Source organism: Bacteroidia bacterium (genome assembly GCA_027493955.1).
Lineage (GTDB): Bacteria > Bacteroidota > Ignavibacteria > SZUA-365 > SZUA-365 > JAOSJT01.
Map to the genome: position 1 here is coordinate 420,929 of JAOSJT010000001.1, position 21,037 is coordinate 441,965.

Consider the following 21,037-nt stretch of genomic DNA (forward strand, 5'->3'; position numbering starts at 1 on the left):
AATTCGAGTACTTTCGCTTGACGCGTTCCAGAAGCTCCAAGGTGTTTGCATGAACTTTCGCTCCCGCTTTCATGGCTTCCTGCTCACAGTATTGACAGTGTCCTTTTTCACGCCGCAACTCCATTCGCAGGAGCGGATAACCGTGCGGAACGACATGTACCGCTACGACGTGCGCGAGTCCGGGGGGGCCCGACTCTTCGTCATCGAGGGCGTGGCCCCGACGCTGCCGGAGGAAGTCGGGATTCCGGTCAGAACCATCCGCATACCCGTGGACCAACGTGCCCCATTCGACCTGCGTCTTGCGGATGTGCGCACGGCGGAGCCGGTCGTCGCTTCGCCGTTCGTGCGCTATGCCGTCACCATGGCCAAGGATTCCACGCTGCGCTCCGAGCTGCTCGCCGCCGATGTACCTCGCGAATACACCGGCGGGGCCACTGCCGCCATCCGGTCAAAACGATTTACGAGAGACCGCGGGACACTGGAACTCGTGCTCGAAGTCCCGCTGCTGGAATGGGACGCCGCCGCGAACTCCGTGCGCTGGATTGAAGAATACGTTTTTGAGCGCGTCATCCCGCAGAATATTGTGTCCATGCTCCCGGCGGCAGCGGAAGGTACACCGCCGTACGCGAGTCAGCGCTTTACCACCCGAAGCCGAAACGTGGATACCAGCAGGACCTGGATTGATTTCGGCAATCCTATGCTCCGATTTTTCGTGCGGCAGGACGGACTCTACAAAGTGACAGCGGACTGGATGCGCAATTCCGGTTTCAACCCATCCACCATCGATCCGTCGCGCGTCGAATTGTATCGCAAAGGCGTGCCGGTGCCGGTCTATCTGCATGGCATGGACGACGGCCGTTTCGATGACGGAGATTACATTCTGTTTTACGGCACCAAGAATTATGATGAATTGGGTCATCGTCGCATTCCCGCGCATGTGGATGATCCGTATCCGCAGTACATGAGCATTTTCACCGACTCGACGGCGTACTGGTTCAATTTCAACAGTCCCGCGACATCGCGCATCACACGGTCCACGCTGGATGGGCAGGGGTTGACCGACACGCTCGACTGGGCCTACAGGAATGTCCATTTCGAGCAGGATAATGTATTGTGGAGTTATGCATCGTCTATTGTCCGCGCCCAGCTTCCGGACTGGACATCGGAGGATTCGTGGTATATCTGGTTCACTGGAGGCACTCCGACGTTGTTTTCCGTGGATAATCTTGCGTCTGCATATCCTGCCCGGGCCTATGCCAAGGTCGCCCACTGGTTCGGCGACGGGAGCTACTCGCCGAATCATGCCGTGACCATGGTGCTGAACAAGCGAGAGACCATAGACTCCGTTGCGTTCAATGTGGATGAGCAGGTGTTGTTGCGTGCGGAGTTTCCCGCGATGAAGCTGTTCAACGGCGTTGATACGCTGCAATTGTTCGGCAGGAATTTGCAGCCCGCAGGATCAACGAGCACCATTGTGGATTGGTACGATCTGGAATATCCGCGTTTTCTGACGGCCGACGAGAGGCAATTCATTTTTTCGACAGATACGGTAATGCAATTGCGTCCGTCATTGCTGAAGCTTACCTCCCAGCGTGACATGGACCACTACCTGATACGGGTGGGTGCGGGCAGCTCCGTCATGCTGAACATGCACGCGAAGCAGTCCGGCGCGGCCGCCACGTATATCTATGCCGATTCTCTTCTTGCTGGCTCCACATATCGTATTCTGTCCGTCGGATTCGACGCTGGAACCGCCCGCGGGTACACGCCGGGTGGTGGAAGAAATGGTACGTGCCGACAATGCCGCATCCTATCTCGTGGTAACCGCCGAAGCATTGCTCGAAGCCTCGCGGGAATACGCGGATTTCGTCGCGCGAACCTACGGGATTTCCACCCGCGTGGTGACCATCGAAGACATCTATGATCACTATTCGTACGGCATGTTTCAGCCCGAAGCCATCAAGTTGCTGACCTTCGAGGGCTACCATACGTGGAAAACGGACTCGCTGCGCTTTCTCCTTCTCATCGGCGACGCCAACGTCAACTACAAGTTCAGTACGGGTCCCTACAGCGCCAACATCGTGCCCTCGTATGGCACACCGGTCAGCGATGTGTGGTATGTATGCTTCGACGAGCGTCAGCACGAACCCGCTTTACCCGTAGGGCGCATATCCGCGAGAAGCGCCGCGGAGATTCGCGCATACCAGCGCAAGCACGAGGCATATCTTCAGCAGCCGTACAATCTTTGGAATAAATCCAGTCTCCTGTTCAGTGGTGGGGATTTGAACCTCGGCAATACAGAATTGCTCAAATTCAAAGCGATAAATCAGGTCGTCGTGGATAACGTGGTCACACCGAGGAGTTTTTCGGGCCAGGCGACGCATTTCTACAAGACACTGGATCCGCAGAGCGATTTCGGTCCGTACACACCCGACTTCGTCAAGGGACGGATACAGGAGGGAGGCGTGTTCATATCCTACGTCGGACACAGCGGTACGGCGACCTGGGACAACTCCATCGCGGTCGCGTCCGACCTGCACAACCGTGAAGGTCGCGGCTCTCTGGTGACGGATTTTGGCTGCTCCACCGGGCGCTTCGCCGAGCCGGATATCATCTCCTTTTCCGAAGCCGCGGTCACCCTCACCGAAGGCGAGTTCATCGGCTATATCGGCAACGCCTCTGCGGGCTTCGAATCCACCACGTCGACACTGCCGTTTCTGTATTACTCCGCGCTGATTCGCGACCGCGCACCTTCGATCGGCGCGGCGCACATCAATTCCAAGCATCAGCTGCAGCAATTGTACGGAAAGAACATCATCAACACGATCTCGACGCTCACGAATGTGCTGATCGGTGATCCGATCGTGAAGGCGGCTTTACCCGAGAAACCGAATTTCGTGGCCAGGGATCAGTGGATGAGAGTGGAAGAAGAGATTCTCACCGATCAGATGGATTCGCTCCACTGTCGTGTCGTAATCGGCAACTACGGCATGCATGTGGATGATTCTGTCGATGTGCATGTGGAACAGCAGTTCCCTGGTCAACAGACCTTGCTCCTTTCGCAGCGCATCGCGGTGCCGGACATTTACGACACCCTGCGTTTTGCACTTCCGCTCGCCGGCAAATCCGGGCAGGGTGTGCTGCGTGTCTTCTTCGATCGCGACGATCGTATCGAAGAGATCTACGAGAACGACAATACCGCATCGCTGCGCTACGATGTGTTCAGCACGTTCATGAAAGTCGTTGACGAGCGTCTTGAACGAACGTCCGGCGGTAACGCACCTATTCGCATTCTGAATCCGGCGCTCTCGCCGGGGCAAATCAGCACGATGCTCGTGGAATTCGCGCCGAGCACGGATTTCACCTCGCCCGTACAGTCGAACGCGACGTACGGCAAGACGATGACGGAAGCCGCATTCCAGTCCCTTTCCTCTCAATCTCCCACCTATTGGCGCGCTCGTCTCGATGGAGGAAGCGGAGAATACATCGGGCCCTACAAGAGGCATCCGGCGTTGGACGGCGATTTCATTCAGGCTGATTCTGTGGATTTTGAGGCTTCCGAACTCACGGATGCGCGCATCCTCGGGGATGCCGTAACGACGATGTCCGGCGACCTGCTGATTCAGGCAGAATCCGCCGGTTTCCCCACGAAGTATTGTGCCATTCGTCTCAATGGCGTGAACATCGTGAAGACCACGTTTTTCCGCGGGTATTCCATCGCAGTGTTCGACAGTCTCACCATGAAGCTGAAGCGTTTCGCGCAATTCGATAGCTGGGGCAACGGTGCGCATCGTGATTCGATACGCCTCTGGATTGAAGGAGTTCAGACAGGCGAAATCGTGGTCGTCACCACCGCCGATGAACCGCAAACCGGAAGCAACGTGTTCGCCGCCGCCATGCGATCCATAGGCAGCGTGATGATTGACAGCGTGCGGCGATACAACCGCTGCAGTTGGGCCATGATCGGTCATAAGGGTGCCGCGGCAGGTTCCGTGCCCGAGGCGTTCAATCGCATCGGCGAGCTGGTTTCAACGCAACAGCTATTCCCGGTGTTGCCGGACACCGGCTATATCGCATCCCCGCTCATCGGTCCGGCGGCGGCATGGACCGAACTCCGGCTTGGGCGTTCACCTGTTGCCGAGACGGATATACGCATTTCCGTGATCGGTGTGGATACCGCAGACGTGGAGCAGACAGTGCTGGACGGCGCGAACCTGGAGACGGTCGATCTCTCGGGAATAGACGCCGCTCAGTTTCCCTTCATACGTCTCCGTGCCGCTCTCGCTCCGGAAAGCGCGACACCGCCGGAACTGAAGGCATGGTCACTCGCCTATGTTCAGCCGGCCGAACTCGCTCTCAATTATCAGTCCGTTGCGGTGCTGCAGGACAGTGTTATCCAGGGAATCCCTGTCGGCGTATCCTTCGGCATACTCAATGCGGGCGAGGCCGCCGCATCGAATGTCCCTGTTCTGCTGGAGGCGATAGGGAGTGACAACATTCCGAGACCGGCCGGCGCATTCACCATTCCGCGGCTCGCTGCGCGCAGCTGGTTCGATACCACCATCAGCGTGGCTACCGAGATGTACACGGGGCCGTATCAGCTCCGCGTCGTCGTGGATCGGGAGAATCTCATCCTGGAGCAGTACGAGGACAACAATTCCCATCTCTCGTCATTCTATGTGAAGGCCGACACGACCCGTCCGCAAATGAATATCGCGTTCGACGGGTATTTACCACTGGACGGAGATTATATTCGCTTCAATCCGGAAATCGTTCTCACGCTGCGTACACCGCCGCCGTATCCCATCAGCGAGAAGGAGAAATTCCGTGTCAGTATCGACGGCGACGCGTTGAGTCTTGACAGTCTCTCCGCGTCATTCACTCCTTCGACGCGTGAGACACCCGCCGTGCTGCGTTTCCAGCCGAATCTTGCGGACGGTGAGTACTACTTCGGCTTCAATGCGACTGATGGCAATAATCAGAGCGTGTATGACGAGGATCTCGAAATACGCGTGCGCGTAAGTACACAGAGCCGTATTGCGGAAATGTATAACTATCCGAATCCGTTTTCCGGAGAAACGCAATTTACCTTTCTTCTGACCGGCGCGGGTGCACCGGAGGAAATTCAGGTGAAGGTGTACACCGTGGCCGGCCGTCTGATACGGTCGCTGACCTATCCTCCCACATCCGTGCGCATCGGCTACAATGCACTGAAGTGGGATGGGCGGGACGAAGACGGCGACGCCATCGCGAACGGCGTGTATTTCTACAAACTGATCTCGCGCTTCAGCGACGCGACGGTGGAAGAAGTAGGCCGGATGTCTGTTTTGAGATAAACGCTTCACGGTGGAAGTACCGTGCATTTACATCTGCACAGCAATTACTCCTTTCTTGCCGGAACACTCTCCATCGAGCGTATCCTGGCACACGGGAAGGAGCAAGGGTGCTCTGCACTCGCATTGACCGATACGAACAACGTCTCGGGGGTGATGGAATTCTATACCTCCTGCCTCCGTCAGGGCATCAAACCCATACCCGGTGCCGAGTTCCGCCTCGGCGGTCAACGCGCCGTCGTGCTGGCACGATCGTGGGATGGATACGAACGCCTCTGCGCGGCGTTGACCTCGCTTGTCGCCATCGCGCCTCCCGCCCGTATTCTCGAAAGCGCGGAGGACGTCGCACCTCCGGATGCCGATGACACCGATCCCGGTCAACGGGACAGTGACACACTCGCCACAATTCTCGCACGGCATCTCGACGCTTCGACCATCGTCCTGAGTTCCCATGTCGCACTGCTGCGCTCCCTTCGCGGCAGTTGCGACGCCGCGTTGTATGTCGAATTGATCAAGGCGCATGAAGCACGCTGGCCGACGCTGCTGGACGGCGCAAAAGAACTCGCCGTCCCTCTGGTCGCGACGAATGACGTGTACTTTGGTGCGCCAGCGGGGAGAGAACTCCACCGTGCCCTGCGTGCAATCGCCACGAACACGACATTGGGCACTCTTTCGGAGGACGAGCTCGCGCCGCCGGAATGCTGGTTCATTGGCCATGAGGAGTTCCGACAGTGGTTCAGGCATGTTCCGCAAGCGCTGCGCGCACGTGAAGAGATTATCGCATCCGTGGATGTACGTTTCGACACGGAATCATCGAAATTCACGCGCTACCCCGATCTTCCCGATGCGCAGAAAGCGATGCGCTTGCGCTCGCTTGCGGAGGACGGATTACGCTTCCGGTATTCTTCCGACACTGCGGAGGCACAGCGGCGCATGGAGAAGGAGCTGGACATTATCCGTGCGCTGGGCTTCGTGGACTATTTTCTCGTCGCCTGGGATCTGATTCGTTTCGCCCGTTTCCGCGGCTATCCATATGTCGGAAGAGGATCCGGAGCAAACAGTATCGTTGCGTACTGCCTGCAAATCACGAATGTCGATCCCATAGAACTGGATCTTTTCTTTGAGCGCTTTCTCAATCCCGAGCGAAAATCTCCGCCCGACTTCGACATCGATTTTTCCTGGAGAAACCGCGACGATGTGATCGCCTACGCTCTTTCGAAATACGGCAGTGAGCGCACCGCGATGATCTGTACCATCTCCACCTTCAATCCGCGCGGTGCGCTGCGCGAGATCGGGAAAGCGCTGGGTTTCAGCGCCGCGGAGATCAAGCAGGTCACCGCCATGCTGCCGGGCTACGGTTCGGCGCACGATTTCAATGATGAGAACAGCCCCTTCCGCAAACATATGGGACCGGTACTGAACTCTCCGTACGGCAAGGAATGGGCCCGCTATGCGAAGGCATTGCTGGATTTTCCGAATCATTACGGCATTCATTCCGGAGGCGTCATCCTTGCTCCGGAGGTTATGACGCGTTACACCGCGACACAAATTGCGCCGAAAGGCGTGCGCATCACACAGCAGGACATGTACTCCCTCGAGGACTGGCGTCTGGAGAAGCTGGATATCCTCTCCATCCGCGGTCTCGGGACCTTCGAAGACACCATGTTCGAAGTGAAACGGCGCAGCGGTGTGTTGCCGCCGATACAGGATTACAAAATCGCCTGTCGTGATACGAAAACACGTGAGATCATGCGCAAGGGAGAGACTGTCGGCTGCTTCTATGTCGAGTCGCCCGCGATGATACAACTGCTGAAAAAGCTGCGTACCGATACGTTTGAAATGCTCACCGCCGCAAGTTCCATCATCCGCCCCGGTGTGGCGCAGTCCGGTATGATGCAGGCCTTCATCGAGCGCTATCATGACCGGTCCAAAATCGATCCTCCGCATCCCGCGATGGCGGAACTGTTGAAAAGCACCTACGGCGTGATGGTCTATCAGGAAGACGTCATCAAGGTGGCGCATTTCATCGGCAAGCTGAGTCTCGGCGAAGCCGACCTTCTGCGCAGAGCCATGTCCGGAAAGATGCGCTCACGCGAAGCGATGCGCGCGCTCAAGCACACTTTCTTTATCGGTTGCGCCCGGCAGGGCATAGGCGAGGATGTGAGCGCGGAGATTTGGAGGCAGATGGAATCCTTTGCCGGCTACTCTTTCTGCAAGGCGCACTCGGCGTCCTACGCCGTGCTGTCCTTTCAGGAGGCCTGGCTCAAGGCGCATTATCCGGCACTGTTTCTTTGCGCCGTTCTGAACAATCAAGGCGGCTACTACCGTCCCGAAGTGTACATACAGGAGGCGAGGCGGCTGGGCCTGGCGATACTGCTCCCCGATGTCAATGCCAGCGATCAGCTCCACACCTGCCCCAACGACCGCACGATTCAGCTCGGTTTCCTGCACATCAAAGGGCTGACCGAACGTACCCAAGAGGCATTACTGCGGGAGCGACGTGAGAACGGACGTTACGTCAGCTTCGAGGATTTTCTCGAGCGTTCCGGTGCGACCTTCGACGACGTGAGTACTCTTGTTCGTTGCGGCGCATGCGATACGCTGGAGCAGAAGCGCGGAGCGATGCTGGTGAAAACGAAGCTGTTCTTCAACAGGCAGGGGAGCACTTCGGCGACGCAATCACTTCAGCTCGGGCTTCCCGGCTTCGACGCCGAGCTGCGGCGTCTCAAGGACTATTCGCCCGAACAGATCGCGCAGATCGAACTGGAGACATTTACCTACACGGTGAGCACGCATATTCTTTCGCATTTCAAGGAGCAATTGCGCGATACCATTACGGCAACGGAGCTCGAGCGCCACGTCGGCAGGCGGGTCTCCGTCGGCGGATGGATGATCGCCGCGAAACTCTCCCGCACGAAAAAGGGAGAGCGCATGATGTTCATCAACCTGGATGACAGTACCGGGCGTATCGATGTGGTGCTGTTCCCGAAATGCTTCGATGCCCATGCGCATTTATTACGGACAGCAGGACCTTTTATTATCACCGGCGTTGTCAAGAAGGAATACGGAGTGGTTTCGCTGATCGGGGAGAAGGTCGCACTCCTGACGCAGAAGTGACATGCTCTCTCGCCCTGCGTTTGCCGCATGCCGTTTCGTCTCCTGTATCGCAGATACCGGAAAGGGAACAGCCGCACCCCCGATGTTGTGCGCCAAGGCGATGTCCGTTGTTCCGTCCGCGGCACGTCCCGCAGCATGGGAACTCTCTGTCCTGAACTCGGTCTGAAAATTGATGAAAAAATCCTTATATTGCATTGAGATATCGCCGTTCTGAATCCGTATGTATCACTCCTTTTGAAATGGTCTTCGTGATTCGCGCTTCCTCATTCTCAATGCTCGTCCTTCTTCTAGTCGCCGGCAGCAGCTATGACGCCGCCTCGGCGATGAAGAGCGTCGCCGCGGACAGCGGCACCTCCAAACAGCGAGAGATCGAGGAGTACTTCGAGGGCATAGCATCGTACTGGCGGAGTGATCCGGCGACAGGCGCAACGAAAGCCCTGGAGGAAATCCGGCTCGCGACACGACGGAAGGACAGTGTTGCACTCGGTTTCGCGTGGTGCGCGCTCGGTATCAATCAATGGGGCATGGGACAGAATGTTGAAGCGGCCCGATCCTATATGGCCGGCATCGGGATTGGGAAGAAATGGGGAAACCGGCGCCTTCTCGCGAAATCGTACAACAATCTGGGACTCCTCTACTTCGCGCTGGGGAGTATGACGGAGGCGAAATCCCTGTTCTTTCAGGCTGCCGCTTTACGAAAAGCGCTGGGTGATTCCGCCGGACTCGGCCGTGTGCGCATGAATCTCGGATTGGTGGCAAGGAGAGAAGGCCACCTCGATTCGGCGATGATGCTCTTCAGCAGCGCGCTGCGACTGATGATAGCCGTTTCCGATTCCGTGAACATTGCACGGGGTCGCCACTATGTGGGTGAATGTCATGCAGCGCAAGGCAGGTACATGCAGGCCGTTTCCTGGTACTCCCGTGCGGATTCCGTATTCCGTCTGATCTCCGACAGAATGGGGCGTGCGCTCTTGTATGTCGATTTGGCGAAAGCGCGGAAAGCCACCGGAGATGCGATCCGGGCCCGGCGGGATGCGGAAAGAGCATTCAGGATGGGGACGGAGTTACAGGCACCTTTCGTGCTGCGGGAGTCGGCTGAGGTGCTCCAGGAACTGTACGCTTCCGCCGGTGCGTATCGGCAGGCCTATCACATGCTTCGTCTGTCCGCGCAGTACGCCGACAGTCTGCGGCATGAATCAACGATGCACGCACTGACTGGCCTGGAACTGCGGAACGCGCTGGAGCAGGAACGGCAAGCGGAACTGTCGCAGGCGCGACGCAGGGAAGATCGCGCACGCGAGGAATTGCGCCGAGCACGCGTCGTCCGCAATATCACCGTCGTAGGATTGTTTCTGGTGCTCGCCGTCGCCATCGGTCTTGCCCTCGGGATACGGCATGTCCGGCGTGTGAACACCATCGTTACCGAGAAGAAACGGGAGATCGAAGAGATGAACGAATTGCTTCGGCGACACGATCTCTCGCGCGAACGACTGTTTTCCATCATCGGTCATGACCTTCGGGGCCCGATGGGCAGCATTGTCGAGATATTCTCGTTGTTGAGCGAGCGAGGCCATGAATTGACCTCTACGGAGAAAGAGCAACTGTGGGAGGTGATTCGCGCATCCGCCGAGGCGTCCTTCGAGTCGCTCGAGAACCTGCTGCACTGGTCCCGCTCCCAGCGTGGCGACTTGAGGTGCTCGCCGACGAGTCAGCCCTTGCGGCACGTTCTCGATGCCACCCTCGCTATCTTGTCTCCCGCGGCACAGCGCAAAGGCATTACGCTTGAAACGACGGGGAATTGGGAAACGACGATGCTCCATGACCGATCCATCTTGGTCGTGGTGCTGCGGAACTTGCTTTCGAATGCGCTGAAATTCTCCGACAGCGGCGGGGTAGTAGTGCTCGATGCGTCAGTGCAGGAAGGAAATATTCGAATATCGGTGCGCGACGCGGGGATCGGGATCGTTCCGGAGCGATTGGAGGAAATTCGTCAACGCCGTGGAGGTGTGCTCTCGGAAGGGACTACCGGAGAAGAGGGCACGGGACTGGGTTTGGAACTCTGTCAGAGTTTACTCCAATGTCATGGGGGACATTTGGAAATTCAATCGACAGTGGGGAAAGGAAGCGAGTTCACCGCGGTGATACCCTCGCAGGAACAGCGGCAGTCGGAATGACGCAACTGCGAGCTTTGCCGACGCATGCCGGTGTGCGAGGCTGGGGACCACGCCTTTCTCCTCTTCCTTCGCGCAAATGGTCATATCAGGAGCTGTAACCCGAGGAGAAAATGGAGTTCGCCGTAATCCCATTGCAAATCGCGATCCGGATTGCCGGGAACGCGTACTGCGCCGTCGAGCCAGCCGGCGCCATAGCGTGCTGTCAGGTCCAGCACCATACCCCGGCTGAGCAGATATCCCATGCCCAATCCCGCATTGATGCCGACGCCGTTTCCCGTTGACGTCGTTTTCGGCAACACATACACCGACGTACTTTCCTCGTTCTCCTCGTTCTGACGGACATAGCCGATGGACAACTCCAGTGCCGTGTACCACCGCATGCTCGCAGGGATGTACCAGCGAGCCCAGGGACCGACGAAAAGACGGTTTGCGTAGTCGCGCGACCGGAAGTTTACCGGGTTCGGATCTGGTTGATAGGATTCGGAGCGGTGCTCCCAGGCGAACTCACCACCAATTGCGAGATGACGTAAAACGAAGAATCCGTTTCGCGTTGAAAACTGAAGGACCTCACGCTCGGTCTCACCACCGATCCGCACACCTCCGGAGCCCTGATCCATGTCCGCAGAGGAGTGCGAACTCTGAAAGAATCCGGCGATGCTGTACGTGTAGCGGTACATGCGCATCATCGACTGCCCATGCCCCGACTCGACTCCGGCAAACGCGAGTATGATGATCATCAGAGAAACGTGCGTCTTCATGCGGGCTCCAAAGATAGTGGTGTGACGGTAAGGGACGTCAGACTCCGAACAAATTGTATCACAAAGTACCGAACTTGTGCCTTTGTGTGCAACCGTCAACAGTGCTCAAGCAATTGCGCCACTACGAAAAGGAGCAGGCCCCTGAACCATTCGTTCAAGGGCCTGCGTTGGATTGGCGGAACGGAGCGTCATGCTCCATTCCAAGCTTCCGCATCATCGATTACTTTTTGACCTTTATCGTGCAGCCGATGGCCTTTGTGAATGTGGTGGACGGCTCACTCCCTTGCAGGAGGGCGTTAATGGCCGAGGAAAGGTAGGGCTGCTTCACATCATCCGGTTCCTTATGATTGTCATCGATGGCTCCGATGTAACGCACGATCAAATCCCCACCGTTTCGCTGCAGCAGGTACACATGCGGAGTGCGCGTCGCTCCGTATACCGGATACACCTTCTGTCCTTCATCGAACAGATAGGGGAAGGTGAAACCCTTTTCGCTCGCTCTTTCCTGCATCTTCTCGAAGCTGTCTTCGGGCTGCACTGCGGGATCATTCGGGTTGATGGCGATCACCGGAAAGCCCATGGGCTTGTACTTTTTATCGAGCTCGATGATGCGATCTTCGTACAGCACGGAATACGGGCAGTGGTTGCAGGTGAATATCACGATGAAGCCCTTGGCATCGGGGTAATTCGCCATGGACACCATGGCTCCATCCACGTTCATGAGGGTAAAATCTGTGGCCTTGTCGCCGACCTCATAACCGCCGGCGATACCCGTGGAGACTGCAAGTGCAAACACGAACATGAAAGCGAACAGGAACCGTTTCATATGGCTACTCCATGAATGATTCTACAAGTTGGAAAAGTTCATCGCGGGTGAAAGTTTGCTCACGAAATACGCGTTTTTCGCCTCTGAACACCAAGGTTGCGGGAATGGCTCCGGACCATGACGGATCCACCTGGTCAATCCACGAATTGGCATCGGGATCGTCGAGCACCACCACGCGGGATTGAATATCGAAGCGTTTCAGAAAGGGGAGCAAGCGTGACGTGAGTTGTTTACGAAAATCCAGACTGACGAGCAGGACACGGAGGGGTTTGTCGGTCTTTTCTTTCGTCAATGCTTCGAAATACGGCAGTTCCTCGACACACGGTGCACACCAGGTCGCCCAGAAATTCACAACATACGTCGTGTCGTTCTGTTCGCTCAGAAGCGGTCGTAATCCATCGAAATCGTAGATGGGCACCGAGCGGGCACCATCCTGAATGACGTCTGGCGTACCCGACTGCGCCGACGCACGCAGCACGCTCATTATCAGCATGACCGCGATGGCTGTGGCGAAGAGGAAATGTTTTCTAAAATTGTGCATAAAAAACACAACAGCCGGGAAGCGCACTGCGTTCCCGGCCGGTGACGGTCATTGCATTCGAACTATTTCCCCAGAATAACGCTGCGTGAGAAATCCCCGTCGGCTGTCTGCAGCTTCACCGCGTAACTCCCGGCGGAGAGTCGGGAGCCGTCGAGACTGAACGTATGCTCACCCGTCGCCAATTCGGACGCCGCATAGATTCTTTCAATGGTGCGGCCCTGTTCATCGCTGAGCAGCAACTCCACCGGACCCGGCTTGTTGACTCCCACCGATATCACGTAGGTGTTCATACGTCCCGAAGGCTCCGGAACCACGGAAAACGATCGGATTGCACTGTTGAGACGCGCAACGATGATGTCCGAGTACACAATTTCTCCATTTCTGCCGTGAATACGCAGCAGATACCGGACGTCCTCCGCTGGCACATTGCGGTCAAGGAAGGTGTAGGTTTGCGGGAGACGGCCGTTCACCGCGGCGACGAGACCAATACGTTCCCATCCGCGGCTGGCGGATGACGCACGCTGAATCTCGAACGTCAGCAGATCCTGCTCATTCTGTGTCAACCATTCCAAGAGAACGTTTCTGCCTTGCCGGGTGCCGGTGAATTTCCCGATTTCGGCAACGGGTGAGCCGTTGTCCAGCGTGAGGATCGCTGCCTGCGTTTGTTTTCCGCCGGTCACGAAATCAGGCAGCAGCTGTACCGACTCCGTGAGCGCGGCGAGCAGCATGCTCGCAAGCACCAGCGGCATCGTATATCGAGTTGTTCCGAGAGCGTCCATACTTCTATGCATCAATGTGAGGTCTGCCACGAACACATTGCAACCTACCCAGCGCAATCCTACAGGACAATTACAACAACATTACAATGCTGAAAGGTTGTAATGACCATACGGCGGTATTTCTGCCGTGCAGCGGTGCGGAGTGACCGGCACGCTCTCGATGTGTTCAGCAGCTGTCGGTCTGTTGCTTGTTGTACGCGGAATGGGCATATTTTCCGCACAACCACATCCTCTTGAGGAGTGCCATCATGAATGATTCAGCGAAAGCGGAGAAAACCACGCCGCCATTGAAGCAGCGCTTGCAGCGCCTGGCCCTCCTGGCGACTTCGGCACTCGCAGTGCTTCTCCTGATCTGGATCCCCGTCTCGAATATGATCACTGACGCACGGCATCAGGATGCCTTGAGCGAGATGCGTGACCATGCTGCCGCGGAATTGGACACGCGGACGCGGTTGCTGCTCTCTACTCTGTCTGATGCCATGCGGCCCGGCCTCACCAAGGCCATTACCGAGGGAAGCGTATCGCAACTGCGCACACAACTCCTCGCGGTTCAGGGCGCTCAGCATTTGAAACTCGGCATGGTTGCCGACGGATCTGGTATCGTGCAGGTTTCCACGGATCCCCGCCTTGAGGGGAGCATCCTTGAGCCGACCTACCGTGTTCTGACATCATCACTGACACAGACCATGGTGGACACCACTGCCGCTTCGGCGTATCGCGTGATAGTGCCTCTCGAGCAGGGTGGCACAAGACTGGGCACGGCAGTTCTGGAATACGATTTTTCTGTCCGGTAAATGACCTGCGCACGCGCGCTCGTATGCATGTCCATTGCTACGAGCTTCTGAGCTGCCTCCGCCGAAGGTTGATCGATGCTTGTGCGTCGGGGCCGACTGCACGGCCCCGCCCACGGACACGGAGGTGTGCTCCCCGAGTGCTTCCGTGACGAATGGGGCCAGGGGCTGCGTGTTCCTCGTACACCGCGCCGGTGTGAGACCATGGAAGTTTCCCGGTCTTTCTGTTTGATTCCCCGGACTGGCCTGAGGATGAGAAGCTGTGAGCGGGAGGTTTTCGGGGATTCAGGAAGTCGTTCGGGTAACCTCGTTGCTCCGGTGATTTGGATTTAAGAACATTTTTGCTGATTTTCCTCCTTCCAGTTCCCGAACATGTCACACATTTGCGAAAGCGTACACCGTGAGCGACACCGCCGCGTCTGCCCGAATTCTTGTGGTAGATGATGAACCCGATCTTGAATTACTCGTTCGCCAACGATTCCGGAAGAAAATCAGGGAGGGCGAATATGACTTTATGTTCGCCGCCAACGGCAAGGAGGCATTGGATCATGTGCTGACGCAGGCTCCGCTCGACGTCATACTCTGCGACATCAATATGCCTGTGATGGACGGTTTAACCTTCCTGAACAAACTCACGGAGCTGGAGCACGTCGACTTTCGGGCGGTCATTGTCTCCGCCTATGGCGATATGGAAAATATCCGCGTCGCAATGAATCGCGGCGCATTCGACTTCGTCACGAAGCCCATTGATTTTTCCGATCTCGAAGTCACCATAGAAAAAACACTCGGACACGTGCGCCAGCTCCGCGAAGCCAGATTGGCCCGCGAGCAATTGACCAAGCTCCATCGCGAACTCGAAGTCGCTCATCACATACAGCAGGCCATCATCCCGCGGAAGTTCCCCGCATTTCCGGACAGACAGGAATTCGACATTTACGCCGAGATGCGGCCTGCACAGCATGTGGGTGGCGACTTCTACGATTTTTTTCTGTGCGGTGAGAATCAGCTCGGTGTCGCTATCGGGGACGTTTCGGGCAAGGGGGTGCCGGCCGCTCTGCTCATGACCGCATCCCGCGCCCTGTTGAAATCACTCGCCCTCCGCGGCTTACCGCCAGGCGAATGCCTGTCCCTGCTCAACGCCCATCTTTGCTCGGAAAATATCTCCTCAATGTTCGTTTCCCTGTTCTATGGCGTACTGGATTTTTCTACCGGCCGCTTTCAGTATGCGACCGCCGGACACCAACTCCCGTTCCGAATCGGGAGACATTCGTTCTCGCGTATGGAACGAACACACGGAATGGTGATCGGGGTGTTTGCGGCAGGGGAGTACGAGACGGGTGAGGTGACACTCGAATCGGGTGATCATCTTTTTCTCTACACGGATGGAATAGACGAGGCATTCAACACCGGCGAGGAGGAGTACTCGGACGAGCGCCTGGAGCGTCTGCTTCGACAACCGGATCATGGTGGTGTGCAACAGCTCGTGAAAACGGTGATGGAAGACGTAGTGTTGCACGCCAATGGACGAGCCCAATCGGATGATATGACCATCCTCGCCCTCGAGTACCGGGGTGGAGTCCCGTCCTGAAATAGCGAATGAATTCATAAAACATCAACTCTCCGGAGGACCTGGTATGAAAACCACACGTACGCAGTTTTTTCAGCATGTGCCCGCCATGCTTGTTCTCGCGATGGCATTGTTTCTCCTTTCGTGTCAGGGGAAAAAGGAGGAAAGCACTGATGGTGGCAAGGTCTGGAAGATCACGATGATCAAGTACGAGGATCTTCAGCAAACTGAAGAAGCCGAACGTGGTTTTCGAGACGGGCTTACGGATGCCGGTCTGAAGGACGGCTACGATTACACCATCGAATCCCGCAGCGCACAGGGAGATATTCCGACGGTCATCGCGATGTTGGATGCTGCCGCGGCGGACGGTACGAACATGCTCGTCTCGCTTCAGACCCCGACGCTGCATTCCGCTGTGCAACGTGGCGTCGGAATTCCTCTGGTGTTCATGGTGGTCGCGAATCCTTTCGTGATCACGAATGTGGGAAAGAGTGATAGTTCACACTTGCCATTTCTCACGGGTGTGTACACGAACACGACGTTTAAAACCATGCTTCAGCATATCAAGGCATGCATACCAAATGTCAATAAAATCGGGACGCTGTATTCCTCCTCGGAATTGAATGCGATGTTCTATCGCAGCCAGTTACAGAACGCCGGCGCGGCAGAGGGCTTGAGTGTGGAGACCGTTGGCGTTGTGTCCAAAGAGAGTGTGGGAGCGATGACCGAGCTGCTGATTTCATCCGGTATCCAGGCGATTTGTCAGATTGAGGACAATCTTACGAGTGCCGCGTTTCCTGGCCTTATCAAAGCCGCTGCCGCAGCGAAAATCCCCGTCTTCGCCTTTGTCAACAAGCAGGCGGAACAGGGCGCTGTTTTGACGCTTGCCCCGGATTATATCGTCGGTGCGAAGCAGGCGGCGCGTCAGGCCGCGCAAATCATTCGGGGAGAAAGCCCGGCAAAGATCCCTTTCCAGCGTATCACGAAATTCGATCTTATCGCAAACAAGAAGGCAGCCCAGGCCGCCGGACTCACACTACCCGCAAGCGTACTTGCTCGTGCGGATAGAGTGATAGAGTGACACCACAACCACCGTGGGAATAGCGCCGGCCGTGTGCCGGTCGATGGTATATGGATATACAACGAAAGTCCACAGGCAAGGCCACGTTGCTGGAAGTCAGCGGCAAACTGGATGCATATTGGTCCGGTGCCTTGAGCCAGGAGATTGAGGCCTGTGTGCACGGAGGGTCGAGCGAGATCGTTCTCGATCTGGCCGGGGTGGATTTTATCAGTTCCGCGGGGTTGCGCGTGCTCCTCATCTGGCTCAAACAGATGAAAGCCATCAATGGCAATTTCCGTATTGTCCGTCCTTCTGCCGAGGTCGTGAGTATCCTGGACATGTCCGGCCTTTCAGAGCTGCTTCTGACAGCAGCGGGTGAGGGAGAAAGCGGACAGATCACTCCGGAGTCGCCATTCGCCGGGGGACGCGGCAGGTATGCGGTCGTTCCATTGGCTGAGGTTCCGGAAGGCGCTCTGGATGTTGTCACCCCGCCGTCAGCTTCGCCGAACGATGGATCTTTTCCCCTTGTGCGTTATTCCGCCAAACGAATAGGTATCGGAATTGGTGCTTTCGGTGATCTGCGGAGTGGAAGCGCCTCCCGATTCGGGGAGTTCCTATCCACGTCCGGAATAACCGTCTGCTTACCCACCGACGGACGAGGCCATCCGGACTATATGACAGAAGATGGTGCCTTCGTACCCACCATTTCCACCTATTCTGGTATTTCATCCGATGCGGATTACACGCAGATGGTGTTGTTCGAGGCCGCCGATGCCGGCAGTGGTATCCCTCTCTCCGCGCTGGCACAGCTTGCAATACAGACTTCCGGGGCCGAATCGGCGATGCTCCTGATTATCGCGGAAGCCGCTTTTCTGATCGGTGCCGCGACAAAAACATCCCCCGTGAATGCAAAGGATTTGTTTTCATTCCCCGGCGTACGTGAGAGCATGTATTTCACGGCCGAACCTTCATCAGAGAATACCATCGCCGTGGTCTGCGGGCTCGTATCAACGCGTGCATTTCCTTACGTCAGACCGATGACCGGTCAGTCCGGCATTTATGGACATTTCCATGCCATATCCTTTTCACGCCGGCCGTTGCCTTCCGGAATATTCGATCCGAAAGCGTTGGTACGCAAACTGTTTGATGAGGAGCGCATACAGGCGCTTCTGCACCTTCTGACGGATGATCGCCAAACCTCTGCGGTCGTCGAAAGTGAGTTCACGCGCGGCAGCGTGTGGATGCATCCGGTTCAGACAAGCGGAGGGGGTGGAGCATGATCAGTGTGATCATCGGAGGGCTGCTGATCGGTTTCATTCTGACGCCCCTGGCGTTGGGGGTGTTCATCAGCTATCGCATGCTGCGATTTCCCGACCTCACTGTGGATGGTGCTTTTGCCTGCGGTGCCGTGGTATCCGCACGGATGGTATTGTATGGCTGGGACCCTTTGAGCGCGACGCTTCTGGGGATGTGTGGTGGAGCGGTCGCCGGATTGCTGACCGGCCTGCTGGCAACACGTTTCGGCATCCGCCGTCTGCTCGCAGGCATCCTCGTCATGACGGCGTTGTACAGCGTGAATCTGTACATCCTCGGGAAACCATCGCATGCCTTCAATGAGGAAATAACCCTGTATAACTGGGCGCGGGAGGTCGCGGTGTGGTTCTTCGGTCCTGAACCATCGGTCATTCTCCTTGGGTCGAGGATATTCACCGTGAAACTGGTCAGTCTGGTCTTTGCCGGCTGTACTTCCGTTCTGATCGTGGCAGGCTTGTACTGGTTGTTCAAAACGCAGTATGGTCTTGCAATGCGCGCAGCTGGTGACAATCCCGAGGCAGCCGCGGCGATGGGAGTGAATGTTGAACGCATGGTCATCATCGCCCTGGCTTTGGCAAACGCTCTTGCCGCGCTGTCGGGAAGTATTTTCGCGCAGGAACTCGGATCAGCCGGATTCGACCTCGGCCTCGGGATGATTGTGACCGGACTTGCCTGTGTCATCGTGGGAGGCGCGCTGTTTCGAAGGAGTCGCTTCAGCATGCAGCTTGTGGCCACCGTTATCGGTACGCTGCTCTATCGGCTGATCATCTCCCTCTTGCTGCTCGCGGGCGTTGTCAGTACGGATTTGCGACTGTTCACCGCAGTCTTTGTTTTACTCGCACTCCTTGTACCTTCGGCGTTGGATCGCTGGCTGCGCCAAGGCCAGGTGCCGGTGAAGGGGGTGCAGTGATGCTCGTGCTGCGCGCGCTTACCAAGGTGTTTAGCACCGATGCCGGCGACAGAATAGCAGCGCTGGATGGTATCGATCTCACGGTGCCCACGGGGCAGTTCCTTGTCATCGTGGGCACTAACGGTTCAGGAAAAACAACGCTGATGAACGTGATAGCGGGATCGGAGCACTGTGATGCCGGATCCATAGTTCTGGACGACCACAACATCACCGAGCTTACCGGGTATCGTCGCGCGGCGATGATTGGACGGGTGTTCCAGGATCCGATGCGTGGTACCATACCCGAATTGACCGTCGTGGAAAATCTCGCTCTCGCCGCAAGTAAGACCGTACCCCGCGGATTCAGGATCGCCGTCGGGAGGCAGTTCCGCGAGGAATGTCACCGCAAACTATCCGCGCTGGGGATCGGTTTGGAGTCAAGATTGCAGCAACGTGTTTCGACCATGTCCGGTGGACAACGACAGGTGTTGAGTCTTGTCATGGCCGCCTGGCACCGTCCCGCGCTGTTGCTGCTGGATGAACATACGGCGGCGCTCGATCCGAAAAGTGCCGATCTCGTTCTGAAGATGACGCAAAGCATTATCAGCAGGGAAAAAGTCACGGCCATCATGGTGACACACTCGATGCAACAGGCCGCGCGTATGGGCGACCGGTTGATCGTGATGCATCGCGGTAGCATCGTCCGCGACATCTCCGGAACAGAGAAGCGCTTGCTGCGTTCACCGGAGTTGCTCGAAGAATTCGAAGCGCTGAGAAGCAGCGATCTGATTGATGAGAGTGTCTCGGGATTGTTACGGAGGCAGTATATCTGAACCGACGGTATGATGATGGCGATGGCGAACGGCCGTACGTTCCGTACCGTTCCACAGCCTTTGCCGGGTTGACAGCACTGCCTGGTATGACGGAGGACAAAATATGAAAAGATACCATACTCGATATGTACGCAGACGAAAGAAAGCCGATGTGCATGCCACACCGGGGAGCGGAGAACGCCTGGAAACGCTGCAAGCGGACTGTGCCCATCTCCGCCTGGTGGTCGAGTCGCTGCAGATGAAACTCATCTCCACCGATGCGCTCGCCGCGCTTGGGCAACTTACCGCCGGAATCGCGCATGAAATCCGCAATCCGATAAACTTCGTGAACAACTTCGCCGAAGGACTCGTCGACCTGGCAGGGGAATTGCGGGAAGAAATTGAGGGCATGAGCGTGGCGGCTGACGCCTCCCGTGCAGCTGTGTCGCTGCTCCTCGAAGAGATGATAACGAGCGCGCAGAAAATTCGTGAACACGGCGGCCGGGTCGAGAGCATTGTTCGGAGCATGCTTCTGCAGGCACGTGGCCAACAGGGGGTGAAGGAGCAGGTGGAGCTCAATGCGTTTCTGGAACAGTACGTTTCGCTCGCCTTCCATGGGATGCGTGCTCAGGTGCAGGATTTTTCCGTGCGCATCGAGCGATCCTATGATCCCCATGTGGGCTCGATTTCCCTGTCCCGACAGGGGATGGCGCGTGTCTTTATCAACCTGCTGAACAACGCGTTTCAGGCGGTGGAGGAAAAGAAAAAAACGGCGGGAGAAGCCTACGAACCTGTGGTACGTGTAGGGACGCTGAAAACGGAGAACGGGTGCTCGATCAGCATCGAAGACAATGGCCCCGGTGTTCCCCTGCATCTCCGCGAGAAAATTTTTGAACCGTTCTTCTCCACGAAAGATGCCGCCTCCGGCACCGGTCTCGGCCTCCCGTTGAGCCACACGATCATTGTGGATGATCACAACGGTGCCCTCACCTGCGAGGAGTCGCGTTTCGGCGGCGCGTTGTTCCGTGTAGCGCTTCCGGATGACGGGCGGGAATGATCAGAAACAGTGCTCGCTG

At 56.8% G+C, this 21,037-nt stretch carries 15 protein-coding genes; 11 read left to right on the top strand and 4 right to left on the bottom strand.

The features are described from left to right. Positions 1–49: 49 nt before the first annotated feature. The 4 genes from M5R41_01690 to M5R41_01705 all read left to right on the top strand — a co-directional run bounded on the left by M5R41_01690 (position 50) and on the right by M5R41_01705 (position 10,624). A complete protein-coding gene (locus M5R41_01690) occupies positions 50–1,924 on the top strand; it encodes a hypothetical protein (protein ID MCZ7555101.1) in 1,875 nt (624 codons plus the stop codon). Continuing rightward, positions 1,818–5,336, top strand: coding sequence for a C25 family cysteine peptidase (locus M5R41_01695; protein MCZ7555102.1), 3,519 nt, complete (start codon positions 1,818–1,820; stop codon positions 5,334–5,336). Before M5R41_01690 ends, M5R41_01695 begins: the two co-directional genes overlap by 107 nt. A 21-nt stretch (positions 5,337–5,357) precedes the next feature. Continuing rightward, a complete protein-coding gene (locus M5R41_01700) occupies positions 5,358–8,450 on the top strand; it encodes a DNA polymerase III subunit alpha (protein MCZ7555103.1) in 3,093 nt (1,030 codons plus the stop codon). Positions 8,451–8,722: 272 nt separating this feature from the next. After that, entirely contained in the window at positions 8,723–10,624 is a 1,902-nt protein-coding gene (locus tag M5R41_01705; protein MCZ7555104.1) for a tetratricopeptide repeat-containing sensor histidine kinase, read from the top strand. An 80-nt stretch (positions 10,625–10,704) separates the two neighbouring features. On the opposite strand, the gene M5R41_01710 is transcribed toward M5R41_01705, so the two are convergent. From M5R41_01710 to M5R41_01725, 4 genes are all read right to left on the bottom strand, one after another. Further along, positions 10,705–11,382 carry a hypothetical protein gene (locus M5R41_01710; GenBank protein ID MCZ7555105.1) on the bottom strand — a complete coding sequence of 226 codons (678 nt, stop codon included), beginning with the start codon at positions 11,380–11,382 and terminating at the stop codon, positions 10,705–10,707. Positions 11,383–11,602: 220 nt separating this feature from the next. Further along, positions 11,603–12,184, bottom strand: coding sequence for a thioredoxin family protein (locus M5R41_01715; protein MCZ7555106.1), 582 nt, complete (start codon positions 12,182–12,184; stop codon positions 11,603–11,605). 28 nt (positions 12,185–12,212) lie between these two features. Then, positions 12,213–12,749: a TlpA family protein disulfide reductase gene (locus M5R41_01720; protein ID MCZ7555107.1), complete on the bottom strand. Its 537-nt coding sequence runs from the start codon at positions 12,747–12,749 to the stop codon at positions 12,213–12,215. A 62-nt stretch (positions 12,750–12,811) separates the two neighbouring features. Beyond that, complete coding sequence (locus M5R41_01725) at positions 12,812–13,528, bottom strand: hypothetical protein (GenBank protein ID MCZ7555108.1); 717 nt, start codon at positions 13,526–13,528, stop codon at positions 12,812–12,814. 248 nt (positions 13,529–13,776) lie between these two features. Between M5R41_01725 and M5R41_01730 the strand changes: the two genes are divergently transcribed. From M5R41_01730 to M5R41_01760, 7 genes are all read left to right on the top strand, one after another. Beyond that, positions 13,777–14,322 (top strand): hypothetical protein, encoded by a 546-nt coding sequence (locus M5R41_01730; protein MCZ7555109.1) that lies wholly within the window; start codon positions 13,777–13,779, stop codon positions 14,320–14,322. A gap of 397 nt (positions 14,323–14,719) precedes the next feature. Beyond that, positions 14,720–15,907, top strand: coding sequence for a SpoIIE family protein phosphatase (locus M5R41_01735; GenBank protein ID MCZ7555110.1), 1,188 nt, complete (start codon positions 14,720–14,722; stop codon positions 15,905–15,907). Between the two features lie 46 nt (positions 15,908–15,953). Further along, positions 15,954–16,967, top strand: a complete 1,014-nt coding sequence (locus M5R41_01740) for an ABC transporter substrate-binding protein (GenBank protein MCZ7555111.1) — start codon at positions 15,954–15,956, stop codon at positions 16,965–16,967. A 50-nt stretch (positions 16,968–17,017) separates the two neighbouring features. Beyond that, a complete protein-coding gene (locus tag M5R41_01745; protein MCZ7555112.1) occupies positions 17,018–18,226 on the top strand; it encodes an STAS domain-containing protein in 1,209 nt (402 codons plus the stop codon). Beyond that, the gene (locus tag M5R41_01750) at positions 18,223–19,170 is read left to right on the top strand and encodes an ABC transporter permease (protein ID MCZ7555113.1); all 948 of its coding nucleotides are present in this window, start codon (positions 18,223–18,225) and stop codon (positions 19,168–19,170) included. The genes M5R41_01745 and M5R41_01750 overlap by 4 nt, the downstream gene beginning before the upstream one ends. Further along, entirely contained in the window at positions 19,170–19,982 is an 813-nt protein-coding gene (locus tag M5R41_01755) for an ATP-binding cassette domain-containing protein (GenBank protein MCZ7555114.1), read from the top strand. Before M5R41_01750 ends, M5R41_01755 begins: the two co-directional genes overlap by 1 nt. A 103-nt stretch (positions 19,983–20,085) precedes the next feature. Further along, the gene (locus tag M5R41_01760) at positions 20,086–21,018 is read left to right on the top strand and encodes an ATP-binding protein (protein MCZ7555115.1); all 933 of its coding nucleotides are present in this window, start codon (positions 20,086–20,088) and stop codon (positions 21,016–21,018) included. Positions 21,019–21,037 lie beyond the last annotated feature (19 nt).